Consider the following 14,918-nt stretch of genomic DNA (forward strand, 5'->3'; position numbering starts at 1 on the left):
TTACCAGAGCAAGTTGTGAAAATCTTCCGCATGGAACAAGATGTTTCCCGGCATCAGATTCTGCTGTTTACGGCCAGCTGGTGTCCTGCCTGTGTGCAGATGAAAAACAATGAATTTCCGTCTCTGAAACAAAAGCACTGGGAGATCGGTTCCGAAACGTCGAGCCATATTCGCGTGATTGACGTCGACCAGCATCAGGGGCTGACGGACAAATACAAAGTCGAATCTTTGCCGACACTGATCCTGCTGATCGACGGTAAAGAAGTCAGTCGTTCCGGGGCGCTCAAGGCTTACAGCATCGCTGAGATGTTTTATAACCGCAAATAATTTACTGCGAAGTCAGATGAGATGATATGGAGCCGGCATTCATTGTCGGCTCTGTTACTTTCCAGGCTCCCAGAATCCGGGATGAGGCGATTTCGTTTCGTAACTGGCGCGTTTCTCCTCCCATCCGTTCGAGTGAATGTTGCAGTGCGTGAGCCTGCTGGCATGCCTGTTCCAGATGCGGGAAAAGTCCGTGAGCGAGTTTTGCCTGGGCCAGTTCGTCGGAGAGCTGGTTGATTTCCGCTTCGAGGCCGCGCTTCAGTTTTCTGGTAAACAGCATCACCAGCAAACCGGACCAGATCAGAAAAATCACACCCGCGGTAACATAAAAATCAATGGCGAGAATGTTGCGTTCGTCCAGAAACGAATCGTAGAAGAAATTTTTTCCAATGCGAACCAGGGCGTAAACAATCAGCGAGAGGAACAGCGTTTCATACCAGATACGGGTAAACCAGCCCGAGTTTTTGTAAGCCAGCTTCGTAATAATGCCATCAATTTTCGTGCCGGCATCGCTCAGGAACTGTTCTTCGACATAAGCGGCTTCTGTCTGCAGTTTCTCCAGCGAACCGGCAAAGTGGTCCTGGTGAGTCGCCAGTCCGGCTGCCTGTGCATAACCGTCGATTAATAATTGTGATTCCCGCAGCTTGTTATCATCCAGCCCGAAAGAGCCAATCCGTTTCAAGCGGTCTTCGGCCGCTTGTTCCTTTTGTCGGTTACCGATCCAGCGGGCGCCCTGCAGCGCACCAATCAAGGCGACTTGTGCAGAGTTTCTGGCACGAAATAAACTGGCTGATGCGATGAAGTTGCCCAGCCCGTTATAAACGCGGAGCATCGTGGAAAAAGGGCTGAAACCCCAGGAATCGGAAACGCAGGAGAGCAGTCTGCGTTCCCAGAGATTGCGGCTGATGAGCAATTCTTTTCTGAGCTCCTGTGACATTTGCGAAGTGAGAGAAACCTGTTGTTGTTTCAGAAACGATTCCAGTTCCCGAATCGCCGGTAAAGCCGTGCTGTTTTTATGCGAACAGTGATCGATGGCATTCTGAATTAATTCCAGCAGATTGGCGCGGCGTACCTGCAGGCGTTCTGATTTTCCGAGTTGAGTGCTCAGGACATTTTGCAGGCTGGCGAACTCTTTTTCCAGCGGTCGATCTGCCAGTTGATCTTCCAGCGCCCGGACGGAATCGACAAAATAAATTTCGGGGACATCAAACTGACGCGAAAGCTGCTGTCGCCAGTCTTCGCGAATGTCTTCGTCCAGGCCGGCATGAGTCTGCACAAAGATGAGACGTCGTCCCACCGCCGCCTCTTTCAGTTCTTCAGAGACGCGGGCCGAGCGATATTTTTGCTGCGTTGATGTATAGAGCAGAATATCGCACAGGGGAATAATCTGTTGCAGTCGTGTGAGATTACCTGCTTCATCCATCGCTTCCGATGTGTCGGGATCGGGGCAGTCGATCAGAATGATGTTTCGCAGTTCATCCAGTTTTTTTTGCTCGACATGAAACTGGCTCAAGTCCAGCCCTAAACGATCCAGGTCTGTGTCGGGATGCGCGATCAGCACGGGCTCTGTCGTGGTGGGACGTTGCCTGCCTGAAGTCGTGCAGTAAGATCCGATCAACGCATTGACCAGACTGCTTTTTCCCGTACCGGTTCCGCCAAAGGTGGCAATCACCAGCGGCGATTCCAGACGCACGCGCAGCATATCCAGCCGGGGGAGCAACTGGTGAATCACTGCCTGAGATTGCTGTGCCGTTTTCCAGTCGGTTTGCTGCTCGCTCCACAGCTTGAGTTGATGGATCAAGCTGTCGACTGACGCCAGCATTTCAATCTGGGCTAATTCCGATGTGGCCATGAGAGACTCTTTTTCTGTTTTGGTTTTCTGCTTCCATGACTGAAAACAGGCATTACGTTTAAAATGGTCGATTCAATTTCCAAAGCGAGTTCAGATCGAGATCTGGAGTTGCTGTAATTGTTTTTCCAGTTCAGTTACCGACTCCTGAACGATCTGAAAACATTCTGAATTCGGCAGGTCAACGGCTGATTTTAGTTCTTCCGGAAGCGTTTTCAATAAATGCGTCCGAACGGCAGTCGCCAGCCACTCCGAGCGTTTTTGTGCGAAGACCGCATGAAATCTTCTGAATTTTGCTTCGAGGTATCCGATGCCTGTCGACGCCGTACTGCTGACGGCTGTCTCGCCGACTGTTGTGGTCGCGGCTCCACCGGCGACATCACCGGCCACATTCACGACAGACTGGATCATCGTGTCGGTGACCAGTTGAGAGCCGGCGTGGCCGACTGCCCCGAAGCCGACAAAAAACAGACCGACACTTAACGCAGGTCGCGCTACCGCTGCGATCCGGTCCAGTTGTTTCAGGAACGTGTAATACTGCGGGCTGTCTTTTTTAAAGAAGGTCATTTCACTTTCGATCAACTCTTCCAGTTGCGCGGTGAAATCGAAGCCGGCATGCTCCTCATGCAGAATTTTTAACAGGTGTTCGCGCGAGGTGCCGTTCAGCAATGTTTTCAGGCGATTGGTCAACAGCTCATTACCGAGTTCACTGACCAAAGTCAGCCGGTCGTAAATCCCTTCCACGGTTTGCAGCACAACGGACCATTCCTGCTCGCGATAGATTTCCATCGGGGGGCGTTTTTCCTCTGTCGCGAGCGAATGAATGTAGCGCAGAGGCCAGAGAACTCCTTGACCGAGGGTGTTGTAAAAACCGTGTACCTGTGCCGACCAGCCTTCTCGTTGAGATTGCCACCATTTCCGCACCGCGTCGACGATGACGGAATTGGGGACCAGGGGCCAGTTTTCGATCTCGGCCAGTTCCTGTTCTGAAAGCAGTTCCGAGGCAGAGCGGAATTCGTTACTGCGAATTTTGATTTCCCGCAGGTAAGCGGGGACGCCCGTGTTCTGTTCAACCAGATAATAGAGAGCCCCTTTCAGCGTCTGCACCTTGATCTCACCAAAATGCATTTGCGATAAGATCTGCATTAAATTTACGGGTGTGTCTGCCTCAGGGGCTTGCGGATTGATTGCGGGAGCGGTCTCAGGCGGTGCCGGCTCAAAGGAACGGCGATAAAAGGGGAGCTGCAGGCTGGTGGCGGCTTGCCGATTGTTGGGGGCGATGAAGACAAACTCGGGACGCACCCCGGTTTCATGACAAAACGTATTCAGCCAGAGCGGCCAGTAGGCTTCGTCGTCCGGTAACTCGCATTGGTTGAAGATGGTGATGATGACTTTGTCTTCACGTGCGGCTTCGCGGAAAAACTGTTTGACGGCAGCGTCATTGTACTTTTGCTGTGTCAGAACCGTGACGAGGACGTCCGCGCATTGTCTGATCCGTTCTGCCCGTTCCCAGTTGACTTCGGCATCACTGTCGATGTCGGGTGTATCCAGCACAAGCAGATTGGGCGCGAGACTTTCACTGTTTTTCCAGAACAGCAGATGCTGGTCATCCTGTTTCAGGGGATCGGCGGCAGACGCCCAGGGGATCAGGCGGAAGCCCTGGAAGATCTTTTCCAGATCATGGCTCTGTTCAAAGTTCTGCGGAACCAGGCAGACCGGATGTCTGGTCTGGGATGCGAGGGGGCTGATGGCACTAGTTTGTTGATTTACCAGATGGTTGAAGATGACGCTCTTACCGATATTCGTGCCTCCGACCACCGCGACGACCAGATAAACATTATCAGAAAGCTGCGGGATCAGTTTTCGCTGTAAAATATCAAACCATTCGCGGCCGTTTAATCCCGGTAGATCGAGCTGGTTCGCTTTCTGTTCGAGGGCAATCAGATTGTCTCGAAGACGGTGAACGGTTTGTGAAAACTGGTGAAGTGTGGATGGCATTTTGTGAATGAAATCAATAGTGAAGGAAAAGCGGATAATCGATTCGTGATAACTTGCCGGTTCCTGAGTGAAGCGGTGATGTTTGAGTATATCGATTCAACGCACTCAGGATGAGCCCAATTGGTTGGATCGCAGGCTTCAAATTCGATCCATTTCGCTGAATTAACGGTCGCAAGGTTTGACGGGCTCAAAAAACTCCGATACTATCCACCCACTGGCACTTCGCAGTGTTTTTCGCTCGGATTGCGCAGCGCGTTTATTGTTGAAACTGTTCGACGCCTTCAGTAGCTAAGTCTATTGATTGTAATTCTTTAAGAACGTGGCCCCCGGCAGGTCATGTGCCCTTTAACAAAGAGGAGTTGGGAAATGTCAGATTTAGTGGTCAAGGAAATTCTCGAAGCGGGTGTTCACTACGGCCATAAAACGAGCCGCTGGAACCCGAAAATGCGTCCCTATATTTATGGACGCCGGAATCAGATTCATATTATCGACTTAAAAGAGACCGTGCGTGGGATCATTCGCGGTAAACGCTATCTGGAACGCGTTGCTTCTCAGGGAAGTCTGGTTCTGTTTGTCGGAACCAAAAAACAGGCGCAAGGCCCGATCAGAGACGCCGCGATTGCCTGCGGAATGCCTTATGTAACCGAGCGCTGGCTGGGTGGTGCCTTAACCAACTTTCGTACGATTCGAAACCGTCTGAAGCGTCTGGAAGAACTGGAATCATTTGATGAAACCGGTGCGATTCAGTCTTACTCCAAAAAGATGCAGTCCACTTTGCTGCGTGAAAAGCGTAAAGTGTTCCGCAATCTGAACGGGATTCGTACGATGAACCGTTTGCCTGAGGCCATCGTGGTGGTTGATCCTACCAAGGAAAAAAATGCCGTCCATGAAGCACACATTCTGGGAATTAAGGTTGTGGGATTGATCGATACCGATTCTGATCCCGATGAAGTGGATCTGCCGATTCCCGGTAATGATGACAGTATCCGTTCGATTCGTCTGGTGATGAATCAGTTGGCCTCTGCCATTCTTGAAGGCAAAAGCAAACTGCCGGATGCAGGGAAAAAAGATGAAGGCCCAGCCGCTGAAGAAGAATACAAGCCGGTTCCTTCACTGTAAGAGCATCGCCGTTTTTCAATAGTAATGTTGCAAGCTGCTGAACGGTCAAACTCACCGTTCAGCAGGTTCGCATTGAAAATAAACATTCGAGACAGACTATCATTTTAAAGCAGTTTCCGAACGGGGAATGGCTTTCGAAGGAGATTACTGAGATGGCTGAAATCACAGCAGCAGCCGTGAAAGCATTACGAGAAATTACCGATTTGCCGATGATGGCCTGCAAGAAAGCCTTACAGGATGCAGGCGGCGATCAGGAAAAAGCGATTGATATCCTGCGGGAAGAAGCGGGTAAAATTCAACTGAAACGCAGCGCAAATGACACAAGGGAAGGACGGATTACCGTTCTGACCAGCGAAGATGGCTCTCGAACCGTTATGGTGGAAGTCGTCTGTGAATCGGCACCTGTTGCCAGCGGCGAAGATCTGGTCGGTTTTTCAAACGTTTGTGCAAAACAACTTCTGGCTCATCCGGAAGTGGATTCGGTGGAAGGTTTACTGGCGCTGCCTTCTGAAAAGTCGCCTGGTAAAACATTGAACGATGATTTCATGGATATGCTGAATAAGATCCGTGAGAAAATTGTTGTTTCACGAATTGCCCGTTCTGAAACGCCGACCGGCAGCTACGTCCATCACGATGGTAAAACGGGAGTCTTGTTTCAAGCCTCTGGTACTTCAGGCGATGCCGTTGATGTGTTGCGGGGAGTGGCCATGCACATTGCCGCTCTGAGACCCGCCGTTGTCAATGAAGCCGGACTGGATCCTGCAGTGATTCAGGAAGAACGGGATCGTCTGGTTGCAGAAGCAAAAGCAACAGGCAAACCCGATAATATCATTGACAAAATTGTTGATGGCCGGATGAAAACCTTCTTCGTTGAACAAGGGGTTCTGGTTTATCAGCCTTTTGCTGTTGACGATTCCAAAACGGTCAGCCAGGCGCTGGCTGAAAAAGGGCTGGAAGCGGTTTCATTTACACGCTGGTCGATTGGCGGCTGATAATTTAGATCATAGAGACGCATGTGTGCTGACCGCGCACGTGCGTTTTTTTATATTCCCGACACTGATTTCCAATGAGTGTTATCAAAAACCTTCATCACAATGAGGACGCCACGGATGACTGATGCTCCTGCCCCGAAACTGAAGCCTGCTTACAAGCGTGTTCTGCTCAAGTTGAGTGGCGAGGTCTTCTGCCGTGATGGAGAAGGCGGAATCAGTATGGTTGAACTGGAGTCGATTTCGGCACAAATCAAGGTGCTCGTCGATTCGGGAGTTCAACTGGCCATCGTCTGTGGTGGCGGCAACATTCTGCGTGGAAAACAGTTTTCCTCTTCGAGTGTTTCGATCAATCCTGCGACCGCGCATTATATGGGGATGCTGGCAACCGTGATCAACGGCCTGGCTCTGCAGGATTCACTGGAAATGGCAGGCGTGCCAACTCGTCTGCAGACAGCCATTCGCATGGAAGGAGTGGCCGAGCCGTTTATCAGAAGACGCTGTATTCGTCATCTGGAGAAGGGGCGTGTGGTCATTCTGGCAGCCGGTACTGGCAGTCCGTTCGTGACGACCGATACCGCGGCAGCGTTGCGATCCCGAGAGATTGACGCCGATATTCTCTTGAAGGCGACAAAAGTAGATGGCATCTATTCCGATGATCCCGAGAAAAACCCGCACGCGGTCCGTTATTCCGAGATCAGTTATCAGGATGTGCTGCACAAGAATCTGCAGGTGATGGATGCTCAGGCGCTCCATCATTGTATGGAGCATGGTATTCCCATTCTGGTATTTAACTTCCGCAAAGTCGGCAACATTGCCAAAGCGGTTGCCGGCGAAAATATTGGAACACGCGTGCTGCCATCAGTTGAGAACGGAGCCGCTGAATAGCAGGTCGCTGTTTATTTCTTGCGTAAGATAAACACGACATCTTCTGTTTCCGCATCGATCTTGATTGTGAAGTCCATTTCATACATGAAGTCGTAGAGTTCGATCAGTTCCAGATCAGGCACCTTGGCGAGCAGGGCTTTAAATTGGCGTGCCGTATAGGTTCTGTAGTCCATCGTGTCAAACAGTTTAAACTGACGGGTTGGTGTATAAACATCAAACGTCATTTCGAGGTGTTCGTTTCGCTGCTTGAGGTCTGTCCGGATCGACTCCATATGTGAGTTGATCGAAAGGTTTCCTCTGCGTGCAGACCAGCTTTCACTTTTCATCGGCTCGCCGACAGTGGGGGTCAGGTGCAGCCCCAGAATATAGAGCCCGCCCGGTGCGAGTGCGTCGGCGATACATTGCAAATGATTTTTCGCGTCGGTTTCCGTTTGCAAATGTCGAAAACTGTTGATCGTATTAAAGGCGGCATCGACGGGGCGTTTGAGTTTGAAATTGGACATGTCGCCAATCACAGCAGAACGCGGAAAGCCGGATCGCTCCAGGCGATCATTGCAGTACTTGATGGCATGTTGATTCAGATCGTTGCCCGCCACTTTATAACCGGCCTGTGCCAGTTTAATCAGTAAACGTCCGGTCCCGCAGGCCGGTTCGAATACGCGGGTGACTTTTCTGGTAGCGTGTTTTTCAAAACAGCACTGTAAGAAGTCAAATTCCGCCTTCCAGTCATCACCAAAAATCAGGTCATAGTATTTCGGGTAGTCGTAGAGGTGTCCTTTGATCGTTTCCATAATTCTTTCAAACTCTTTTGCAGTGTTGATGATTGTGGCAGTGAGAGAGCGGAATGAACTGACAGTGCCGGATTGCCATCAGTGACCCGAACAGTCCAATAAAAAAGCCTTAAGCAAATGTTATAGTCTGCTTAAGGCGGATGTTCAACCGGAGACGGTTTCACAATATTGCTACAACGCATTTAAAGGGGCGAAGTTTGTTTGCCTGCCCCCTTAATGAGGTCACCGGGGCCATGAACAAAGTCGACCGAGGGATCATTGCCCAGACCCATATAAACGGAAATGGAATAGTTTCTGAAGAATCCTTTCCAGGTATACTTTTTCATTTCTTTGCACATGTGAGTGTATTTGTCGGCGGGGCGCGTCTGGACTATCGGAGAACCAACGACATATCTTCCAATATCCGAGATTCGCAGGTCTTTATTGATTTCAAGCTTTTCAGCCTGGGCACTTTGCAGGGCAATCCCTGTTTCGCTGGCATTCGTCTGGGCATAAAAATCGACCATTGCCAGACAGAAGAGAATCGTTCCTGAAGACCAGAGCACCATTTTCAGTGCAGCCTGGTAAAACTGTTTTGTAGGAACCTGTATTGATGGGTAAACGGTGCGTGCTTCTGGAGCATCGATAGTAACAGTAGACATTGATGAGCCTTTCTGAATGTCCTGCTTAAGGTGGGTGCAGGTTTAGGGTGGGAGATCAAGGCATTTCATTTTGCGTTTGAGGCGGGATTGTTAAAGCTGCTGGATTTTACCTCCTGTTTGTGAAATTGGTGACGTCAATAAGTTAATATTTCGTGTTGGGCCTGACTTTTCTGATAAGGCATTACAGATAAGATCTCATGCCGGCTCAGCAGGCTCACACGCTTTCCATGTTATGAGAATTCACCGAGATTTGGCAAGTCATATTCAGGAAATTACATATAATATTGTTCTAATGTATACTTTATTGGCCGTCAGCTAATCTCTTTATCGTCAAACCGGTTGTCTTTCACGATAAATTGATTCAGATCCAGATTCCCTTTCAGTTCGGAATCGATCAACTGGAGCCTGGCTTCGATCTTATGTAATCTTGCTTCTAAGGCTGGATGGAATAATGACTTACCGGTTTGGGGCAGGGGTCGGGGGACATTCGGATAACCCAGTTGTCGTTGCAGGGCGGCAAACATATAAAGTGGATCGCGGTTATGATTCGCTTTGGCGATGCGTCCATCCTGCTTGCTGAACAGAACGGGATAACGCGGCGTAAACTGGTCGTTTCCCGGCTGCCTGCGCTGTTCATCCACAAAATGCTGGGAGCGAAAATACAGCAGGTCCGCGAAGTCGACGGAACCCAGCTGGAGCTTGAGTTTTCGAATCCAGGCCGACCAGTCTTCGTTGTACATCGAATCTTTCGAGATGGCATCCAGACCGTTGTGATAACCCAGTCGGTTGCGCGCGATACACTCAAACTGATAAATAAAAAGCCCCGCACTATTATGGGTATCGGCTCGATATTCTGCTTCGCGTTCCAGAATTTTCAAACCCATCTTCTGGTCGAATTTTGATTTGTCATCTTCCGCATTTTTGATAATGAACGTCTGGAAAGGGGTGAAATAATGCGAAAGTTTTTCCATTCCGTCCGAGATTCTGCCGGTTAAAAGTATTTCGCCTTTGAGAAAATCGATCGCCATCGGCAGTTTTGTCGTCGCCAGAATTTCTTCGTAGATCGTGGCAAGAATCACCTGAGACGGCACGGCGTCTTCCAGACGCTCACGGTAATTCCGGAAGAAATAAGCCTGTTCGATATATTCTTCACGATCAAGGGGCAATGGCTTCATTAATTCTCGTTCAAAATCACTTGGTACGGAATGCAGAAAAGGTCACTCTGCAGACTATTATACGGCAAACGAACCCGAAACGGTTCAAAAAGATCCCGGAATTCGGTTTCGGTCTGAACTCTCGAGAAAGGACTGCAGGATAATCTGGGCAGCCAGTTTATCGAGATAGTCCTTTCGCTTACCGCGGCTGATATTGATGTTCGCCAGGAATTCTTCGGCAATGGCTGAAGAATAGCGTTCGTCCCAGAAGCGGATTGGAATCTGAGCGAATTGACTGATCCAGTTTCCGAACCGGCGCGCCTCTTTCGCTTTTTGTCCCTCATCGCCGCTCATATGGACGGGCAGTCCCACGACCAGCCCTTTACACTGATATTCTTTGATCATCTTCAGAAGAAAGTTCTGATCCTGTGCTTCGTTTTGGCGGGTGTAGTTTTCCAGTGGACTGGCAATGTTTTGCTCAAACGTGGAAATGGCAATGCCGACCCGTTTTGTGCCGTAGTCGAGCCCCATCAGGCGACCTTCTGAAGGAAATTCTGCGTCGAATGGCTGCTGCATCTCAGAGGAATCGTTCATAACCACGCTCCTCAAGCAGGGAAACTAACTTTTTGATTGCGGATTCATCATCTTTGCGGGCCATCAGCGTGGCGTCGGGGGTGTGCACGATCAAACAGTTTTCGATTCCGAACGTCGCGACCAGATGATCGTCTGTGGAAACGATAATATTGTTTGACGTTTCCAAGCCGCAGTGCAGCCCGACGACGGTATTGCCGTTCGCATCAGCTGGATAATATTTCTGCAGGCTGTTCCAGTTACCGACATCATCCCATTCAAATTCTGCCTGGATCACAGCCAGATCGTCTTTCGAATGTTCCAGAATGGCGTAATCAATCGATTCCGATTTCATCGCCGGGAAAACCTGTTTGAGAACGGATTCGTATTGAGGTGTCCCGATGGCGTCGGAAATCTGCAACAGTTGCTTGTACATTTCCGGTTCACATCGGGAAAAAGCATCTAATATCGCGCGTGCTTTCCAGATGAAAATTCCACAGTTCCAGAGGTAGTTGCGATGATCACAGTAGCGCTGTGCGGTTTCCGCGTCGGGTTTTTCCTTGAATTGAGACACCTCCCACTGGTGTTGCGCGGAACCGAAAGGGGGGCCACATTGGATGTATCCATAACCAGTGGCTGGGTAAGTCGGTGGGACGCCAATCAAAACCAGCGTCTCTGGTTTCGCTTTAATCAGAGTAGTTGCCTGTTTGATCGTACTGAGAAAACCGGATTCCGGATGAATGATGTGATCAGAAGAGGCCACCAGCATGATTGCTTCCGGGTCTTTCTTCAGTAAGTGAATTGCCGCCAGTCCGATGCAGGGGGCCGTATTTCGGGGCACAGGCTCGATCAGGATCTGATCTACAGGGATGTCGGGGAGTTGGCGGTGAATTTCTTCAGCGAGAGTTTCATTCGTCGCGACCCAGAGATGTTGATTGTCTGATAACGGGCGGCAACGCGCAGCGGTCGCCTGGATCATCGTGTGCTCTCCTGCCAGTTTCAGCAGTTGTTTGGGTTTCGCGTTGCGGCTTTGAGGCCAGAACCGTGTGCCGCTGCCACCCGCCATGACAACCGTGTGAAGCATAATGTTAATTCTCCACCTTCGAATTGAGAATCACCTGCGAGGATGATGCCCCCTGTTTCCATTTCACTGAGACGATGGCTTATTCTCCCAGATAGATCGGGGCTGTAAACTGATCATCGGGAGAGATTCTGGTTTTTAATTCGCTTTCGTCCAGCGCGATCAGGGGGCTGATTTCGACCGGCGTGCCTTCAGCGATTTCGACTCCGCAAGCCGTTAACCACTGGCCATGAATCCGGCAGAGGGCAGCGTTCACGGTTTGAGGAGAATCCGGACCGTCCGCATTTTTGAGAGGATTGAATTCGCGTAATCGGTCAATCTCGTAAACCAGAACTGTCTCTGCAACAGGCAGAACGTCAAAAATAAACCGTTCGAATTTAATCGCATTTGGCTCGTCTGGGGAAACCTGATCGCCAGTGGAATCAATAAAGGGGACTTTTTTGTATGCCTGATGAAAGGGAAGCAGCCCGTCATCGTTGGCGATTTGTTCGAGAAAGGCACGATTAAAAATGTGAATGGCCGTGCTTCCCGCCCAGTGCAACAAATTTCCGTCCTTATCAGTCAGTTCTGCGATGTGGTCCGGCAGGTCGCTGTATTCAATGATCTGCGTTTTCTGATCGACGTCGCAGACGATTCCCATTTTTTCATCGGGGGAGCGCTTGGAAACAACTTTGACAGAGACTTCCGCAGCGCGTTGCAGATGATAACCCAGGAATTCCGGGTCGCAGACAATCGCGGTCGGATTATCGACCTGATGGTAGTAGAGATACTCGATCCCTTTTGCCTGCATGACCTCAAACAGTCCGGATTTTTTAAGCGCGGCCAGCATGCCCCCATGACCGTCCGGGCTGACAGCGATGCGATGTTTTTCTTCCAGCAGAATCTCGCCGGTCTGTTCATCGACGGCGGGCATCGTTCCCTGTTTAAAGAAATAGAGCTGTTCTGCCTGCAGGCCGAAATTCTGATGCTCATTAAAATAAGTCACGGTTTCAGCGTGGGTGGCATCGCTGGTCATGATGAAATAACAGATGGGTTTGCCCGCGTTGCGTGACCGGGCGATCAACTGTTCCACCAGAATCTGGAACAGTGAAGTCTGTTTGACGGGACCCACCGGGTACATGCCTTTGGGGTGCTCAAAGCCCAGTCGGGAACCCTGGCCTCCCGCAACCAGGATCGCGCCGACTTTTCCTTCCGCGAGCAATTGATTTCCCGCTTGAACTGCCTGCGCGGTCTCGGGTGCTGACTGCGCTCGATCCTGAAGTCGAATGACCGTTGCAGGGTGGGTGGCCCGTTCTGCTTTCTGTGCAGGAGATTCTTCCGTTTTCTGAGGATGCGTCGGCGAATAGAGACGCTGGATTTGCGCAAAATCGATCAATTGAATTTGCGACGTTAATTCATCCTGCTGCCGTTCATCCAATTCCTCCCACCAGTGTACCAGATGCGCTTGATGATATTGGGCTAAGGTTTTCAAAAGTTCCTCCGGAAAGGACTTTGGTGTCGTCATGCTGATAAATTCCTCAGTCTTTTGTTTTGAGTTCGACCTTTATTCGCATGTGGGGTGGAGCGCTTTACTCACACATCCGTGGTGTGCCTGTGATGTTGTCGCTGCAAAGTCAGCGAGATAACCTCTGGTGTGCACGACGGGATTCAGCGACCAGTTGTCTCGACGTGCCTGCAATTCCTGATCGCTGATTTCGACCGTGATGGTTCCTTCCAGCAGGCTGAATGAAATACGATCTCCGTCCTGAACCAGACCAATGGGCCCGCCGACGACTGCTTCCGGCGAACAATGCACGCCGATCGCGCCGTGCGAAACACCGGAAACGCGCGTGTCTGAGATGAAAGCGACTTTTCCATCCAGTTCGGGAACCGCGAGGGCTGCTGTTGCGACGAGCACTTCGGGCATTCCGGAAGCAACCGGGCCCAGATTTCTTAAGACGATGATGTTTCCCGGTTTGATTTTACCGGCTTCGACGGCGTCTGAGACATCCTTGGCATCTTCGAAACAGCAGGCAGTGCCGCTGAAATGAGATTCCGCCATGCTGGAAACTTTGAAGACAATGCCCCCCGGAGCGAGGTTACCGAAACAGACCTGGATATCGGCATAACCTTTAAATGGCTGATCCAGCGGTGCAATCAGTTCCTGATCGGTGGGGACATCACCAATGTCGGCCAGATTCTCTGCCAGAGTTTTACCGGTCACCGTCAGACAACTGCCGTCAACAATGCCGGCTTTTAACAGGTGTTTCATAAGCACGGGCGTGCCACCCAGCTTATGGAGATCGACCATTGTTTTTTTGCCGCGAGGAGCAAAGCTGCAAAAGACGGGTGTTTTCTTCAGGATTTTCTGGATGTCGTGCAGATCGAACTCCACTTTTGCTTCTCTTGCCAACGCCAGCAGGTGCAGGATGCCGTTAGTGGAACCGCCGACGGCGGCGATGGTGGCGGCTGCATTTTCGAAGGCTGTGCGAGTGAGAATGTCGCGCGGGCGAATGTTTTGCGCTAACAGATTCTTCACCGCGGTCGCCACATTCTGGCATTCCGTTTTTTTCGCCGCATCAATGGCAGGAGTGGAACTGCTGAAAGGCAGCATCAGGCCGATGGCTTCCAGCGCGATGCCCCATGTATTGAACGAAGCGGCAATCCCGCAACCGCCGGGACCGGGGCAGGCGGTTTTGAGAATCTGCTCTGCCTCGGATTGTTCCATCGCGCCGACCGCGGCGGATGCTTGTGAGTCATACACGTCCAGAATGGAGATGTCCTGGCCTTTATGACAGCCCGGCATAATGCTGCCGCCGCTGACGATCAGACCCGGATAATTCAGCCGCGCCAGAGCCATCGCGAAACCGGGGCCGTTTTTATCGCAGTTGTGCAGCCCGATCAGTGCATCATAGGAGTGGGCACTGACCACGCATTCTGCGCCATTGGCGATCATATTGCGTGAAGGCAGGCTGGCGTTTCCCCCTTCCTGTCCCTGAGTGATATTGTCACTGACGGCGGGAACTCCAAAAGGGAAGCCGATCATGGCGGCCGCTTTACACCCTTCAGCAATGTCTTTTGCCAGTTCATAAGCGTGGACATTACAGAGGTTTCCATCCAGCAAGGGGACGCCGATGCCAATCTGTGCTTTGTCGAAATCTTCATCAGAAAAACCGAGACCGTAATAAAAGGCGGTCACTCCCCGCTGCCAACCGTGAGTCAAATTCTGACTGTTCCAATTCAATGCCTGAGCCATCTTGGTGTTCCTGGTAGATAAAATATGAGATCGGGATGAGATCTGGTTTGCTGATCCTGTTTTGCTCTCACTCTAAACGGTTGGCTGCAGGAGTCCAAGTTACTTCACATTTGATTTTAAAAACAGAATCAGAGTCGTGAGGAAATGCGAGTTCCTTTTCCGATATTTTAGCCAGCCGGATCGGTGGAGATCACTTTTACCGGGAAACTTCCCCGCTGATTCACAGATCATCAGATAATTAATGAAAAAATGAGCGAATTGTTCTGGAATCGACAGGGG

Annotated in this window: 13 protein-coding genes; 4 read left to right on the top strand and 9 right to left on the bottom strand. The window is 50.6% G+C overall.

All coding sequences use genetic code 11. From position 1 onward, the window contains the following. Nucleotides 1-327, top strand: a 327-nt coding sequence (locus Q0294_RS20765) for a thioredoxin family protein (protein ID WP_299469275.1), incomplete at its 5' end; no start/stop codon positions are given. Between the two features lies 1 nt (nt 328). Here Q0294_RS20765 and Q0294_RS20770 read toward each other — a convergent pair. Next, nucleotides 329-2,176 carry a GTPase domain-containing protein gene (locus tag Q0294_RS20770; protein WP_299469277.1) on the bottom strand — a complete coding sequence of 616 codons (1,848 nt, stop codon included), beginning with the start codon at nt 2,174-2,176 and terminating at the stop codon, nt 329-331. Between the two features lie 90 nt (nt 2,177-2,266). Further along, nucleotides 2,267-4,171 (bottom strand): GTPase domain-containing protein, encoded by a 1,905-nt coding sequence (locus tag Q0294_RS20775; protein ID WP_299469279.1) that lies wholly within the window; start codon nt 4,169-4,171, stop codon nt 2,267-2,269. Between the two features lie 366 nt (nt 4,172-4,537). On the opposite strand from Q0294_RS20775, the gene rpsB reads away from it, so the two are divergent. The 3 genes from rpsB (at nt 4,538) to pyrH (ending at nt 7,167) form a co-directional block, all read left to right on the top strand. Next, nucleotides 4,538-5,290, top strand: coding sequence for a 30S ribosomal protein S2 (gene rpsB, locus Q0294_RS20780; protein WP_299469281.1), 753 nt, complete (start codon nt 4,538-4,540; stop codon nt 5,288-5,290). A 152-nt stretch (nt 5,291-5,442) separates the two neighbouring features. Beyond that, nucleotides 5,443-6,282 carry a translation elongation factor Ts gene (gene tsf / locus Q0294_RS20785; protein WP_299469283.1) on the top strand — a complete coding sequence of 280 codons (840 nt, stop codon included), beginning with the start codon at nt 5,443-5,445 and terminating at the stop codon, nt 6,280-6,282. A gap of 117 nt (nt 6,283-6,399) precedes the next feature. After that, nucleotides 6,400-7,167, top strand: a complete 768-nt coding sequence (gene pyrH, locus Q0294_RS20790; protein ID WP_299469285.1) for a UMP kinase — start codon at nt 6,400-6,402, stop codon at nt 7,165-7,167. A gap of 11 nt (nt 7,168-7,178) precedes the next feature. Here the strand turns inward: pyrH and Q0294_RS20795 are convergent, their stop codons facing one another. From Q0294_RS20795 to Q0294_RS20825, 7 genes are all read right to left on the bottom strand, one after another. Further along, complete coding sequence (locus tag Q0294_RS20795; RefSeq protein ID WP_299469287.1) at nt 7,179-7,958, bottom strand: class I SAM-dependent methyltransferase; 780 nt, start codon at nt 7,956-7,958, stop codon at nt 7,179-7,181. 182 nt (nt 7,959-8,140) lie between these two features. Beyond that, a complete protein-coding gene (locus Q0294_RS20800; protein WP_299469289.1) occupies nt 8,141-8,599 on the bottom strand; it encodes a hypothetical protein in 459 nt (152 codons plus the stop codon). Nucleotides 8,600-8,910: 311 nt separating this feature from the next. Further along, nucleotides 8,911-9,774 carry a hypothetical protein gene (locus Q0294_RS20805; RefSeq protein ID WP_299469291.1) on the bottom strand — a complete coding sequence of 288 codons (864 nt, stop codon included), beginning with the start codon at nt 9,772-9,774 and terminating at the stop codon, nt 8,911-8,913. Between the two features lie 84 nt (nt 9,775-9,858). After that, nucleotides 9,859-10,347: a Holliday junction resolvase RuvX gene (gene ruvX, locus Q0294_RS20810; protein WP_299469293.1), complete on the bottom strand. Its 489-nt coding sequence runs from the start codon at nt 10,345-10,347 to the stop codon at nt 9,859-9,861. After that, nucleotides 10,331-11,407, bottom strand: a complete 1,077-nt coding sequence (locus tag Q0294_RS20815) for a mannose-1-phosphate guanylyltransferase (RefSeq protein WP_299469295.1) — start codon at nt 11,405-11,407, stop codon at nt 10,331-10,333. Before Q0294_RS20815 ends, ruvX begins: the two co-directional genes overlap by 17 nt. A gap of 79 nt (nt 11,408-11,486) precedes the next feature. After that, on the bottom strand, nt 11,487-12,908 hold the full coding sequence (locus Q0294_RS20820; RefSeq protein WP_299469297.1) for a UTP--glucose-1-phosphate uridylyltransferase: 1,422 nt from the start codon (nt 12,906-12,908) through the stop codon (nt 11,487-11,489). A gap of 39 nt (nt 12,909-12,947) precedes the next feature. Next, nucleotides 12,948-14,639, bottom strand: coding sequence for a dihydroxy-acid dehydratase (locus tag Q0294_RS20825; RefSeq protein WP_299469299.1), 1,692 nt, complete (start codon nt 14,637-14,639; stop codon nt 12,948-12,950). Between the last annotated feature and the right edge of the window lie 279 nt (nt 14,640-14,918).

Origin of the sequence: uncultured Gimesia sp. (assembly GCF_937919775.1) — a bacterium.
GTDB lineage: Bacteria > Planctomycetota > Planctomycetia > Planctomycetales > Planctomycetaceae > Gimesia.

What these genes read in the sequence shown, in the direction of transcription:
- Q0294_RS20770 (WP_299469277.1), bottom strand. Translation starts at nt 2,176, where the DNA reads ATGGCCACATCGGAATTAGCCCAGATTGAAATGCTGGCGTCAGTCGAC.
- Q0294_RS20775 (WP_299469279.1), bottom strand. Translation starts at nt 4,171, where the DNA reads ATGCCATCCACACTTCACCAGTTTTCACAAACCGTTCACCGTCTTCGA.
- rpsB (WP_299469281.1), top strand. Translation starts at nt 4,538, where the DNA reads ATGTCAGATTTAGTGGTCAAGGAAATTCTCGAAGCGGGTGTTCACTAC.
- tsf (WP_299469283.1), top strand. Translation starts at nt 5,443, where the DNA reads ATGGCTGAAATCACAGCAGCAGCCGTGAAAGCATTACGAGAAATTACC.
- pyrH (WP_299469285.1), top strand. Translation starts at nt 6,400, where the DNA reads ATGACTGATGCTCCTGCCCCGAAACTGAAGCCTGCTTACAAGCGTGTT.
- Q0294_RS20795 (WP_299469287.1), bottom strand. Translation starts at nt 7,958, where the DNA reads ATGGAAACGATCAAAGGACACCTCTACGACTACCCGAAATACTATGAC.
- Q0294_RS20800 (WP_299469289.1), bottom strand. Translation starts at nt 8,599, where the DNA reads ATGTCTACTGTTACTATCGATGCTCCAGAAGCACGCACCGTTTACCCA.
- Q0294_RS20805 (WP_299469291.1), bottom strand. Translation starts at nt 9,774, where the DNA reads ATGAAGCCATTGCCCCTTGATCGTGAAGAATATATCGAACAGGCTTAT.
- ruvX (WP_299469293.1), bottom strand. Translation starts at nt 10,347, where the DNA reads ATGAACGATTCCTCTGAGATGCAGCAGCCATTCGACGCAGAATTTCCT.
- Q0294_RS20815 (WP_299469295.1), bottom strand. Translation starts at nt 11,407, where the DNA reads ATGCTTCACACGGTTGTCATGGCGGGTGGCAGCGGCACACGGTTCTGG.
- Q0294_RS20820 (WP_299469297.1), bottom strand. Translation starts at nt 12,908, where the DNA reads ATGACGACACCAAAGTCCTTTCCGGAGGAACTTTTGAAAACCTTAGCC.
- Q0294_RS20825 (WP_299469299.1), bottom strand. Translation starts at nt 14,639, where the DNA reads ATGGCTCAGGCATTGAATTGGAACAGTCAGAATTTGACTCACGGTTGG.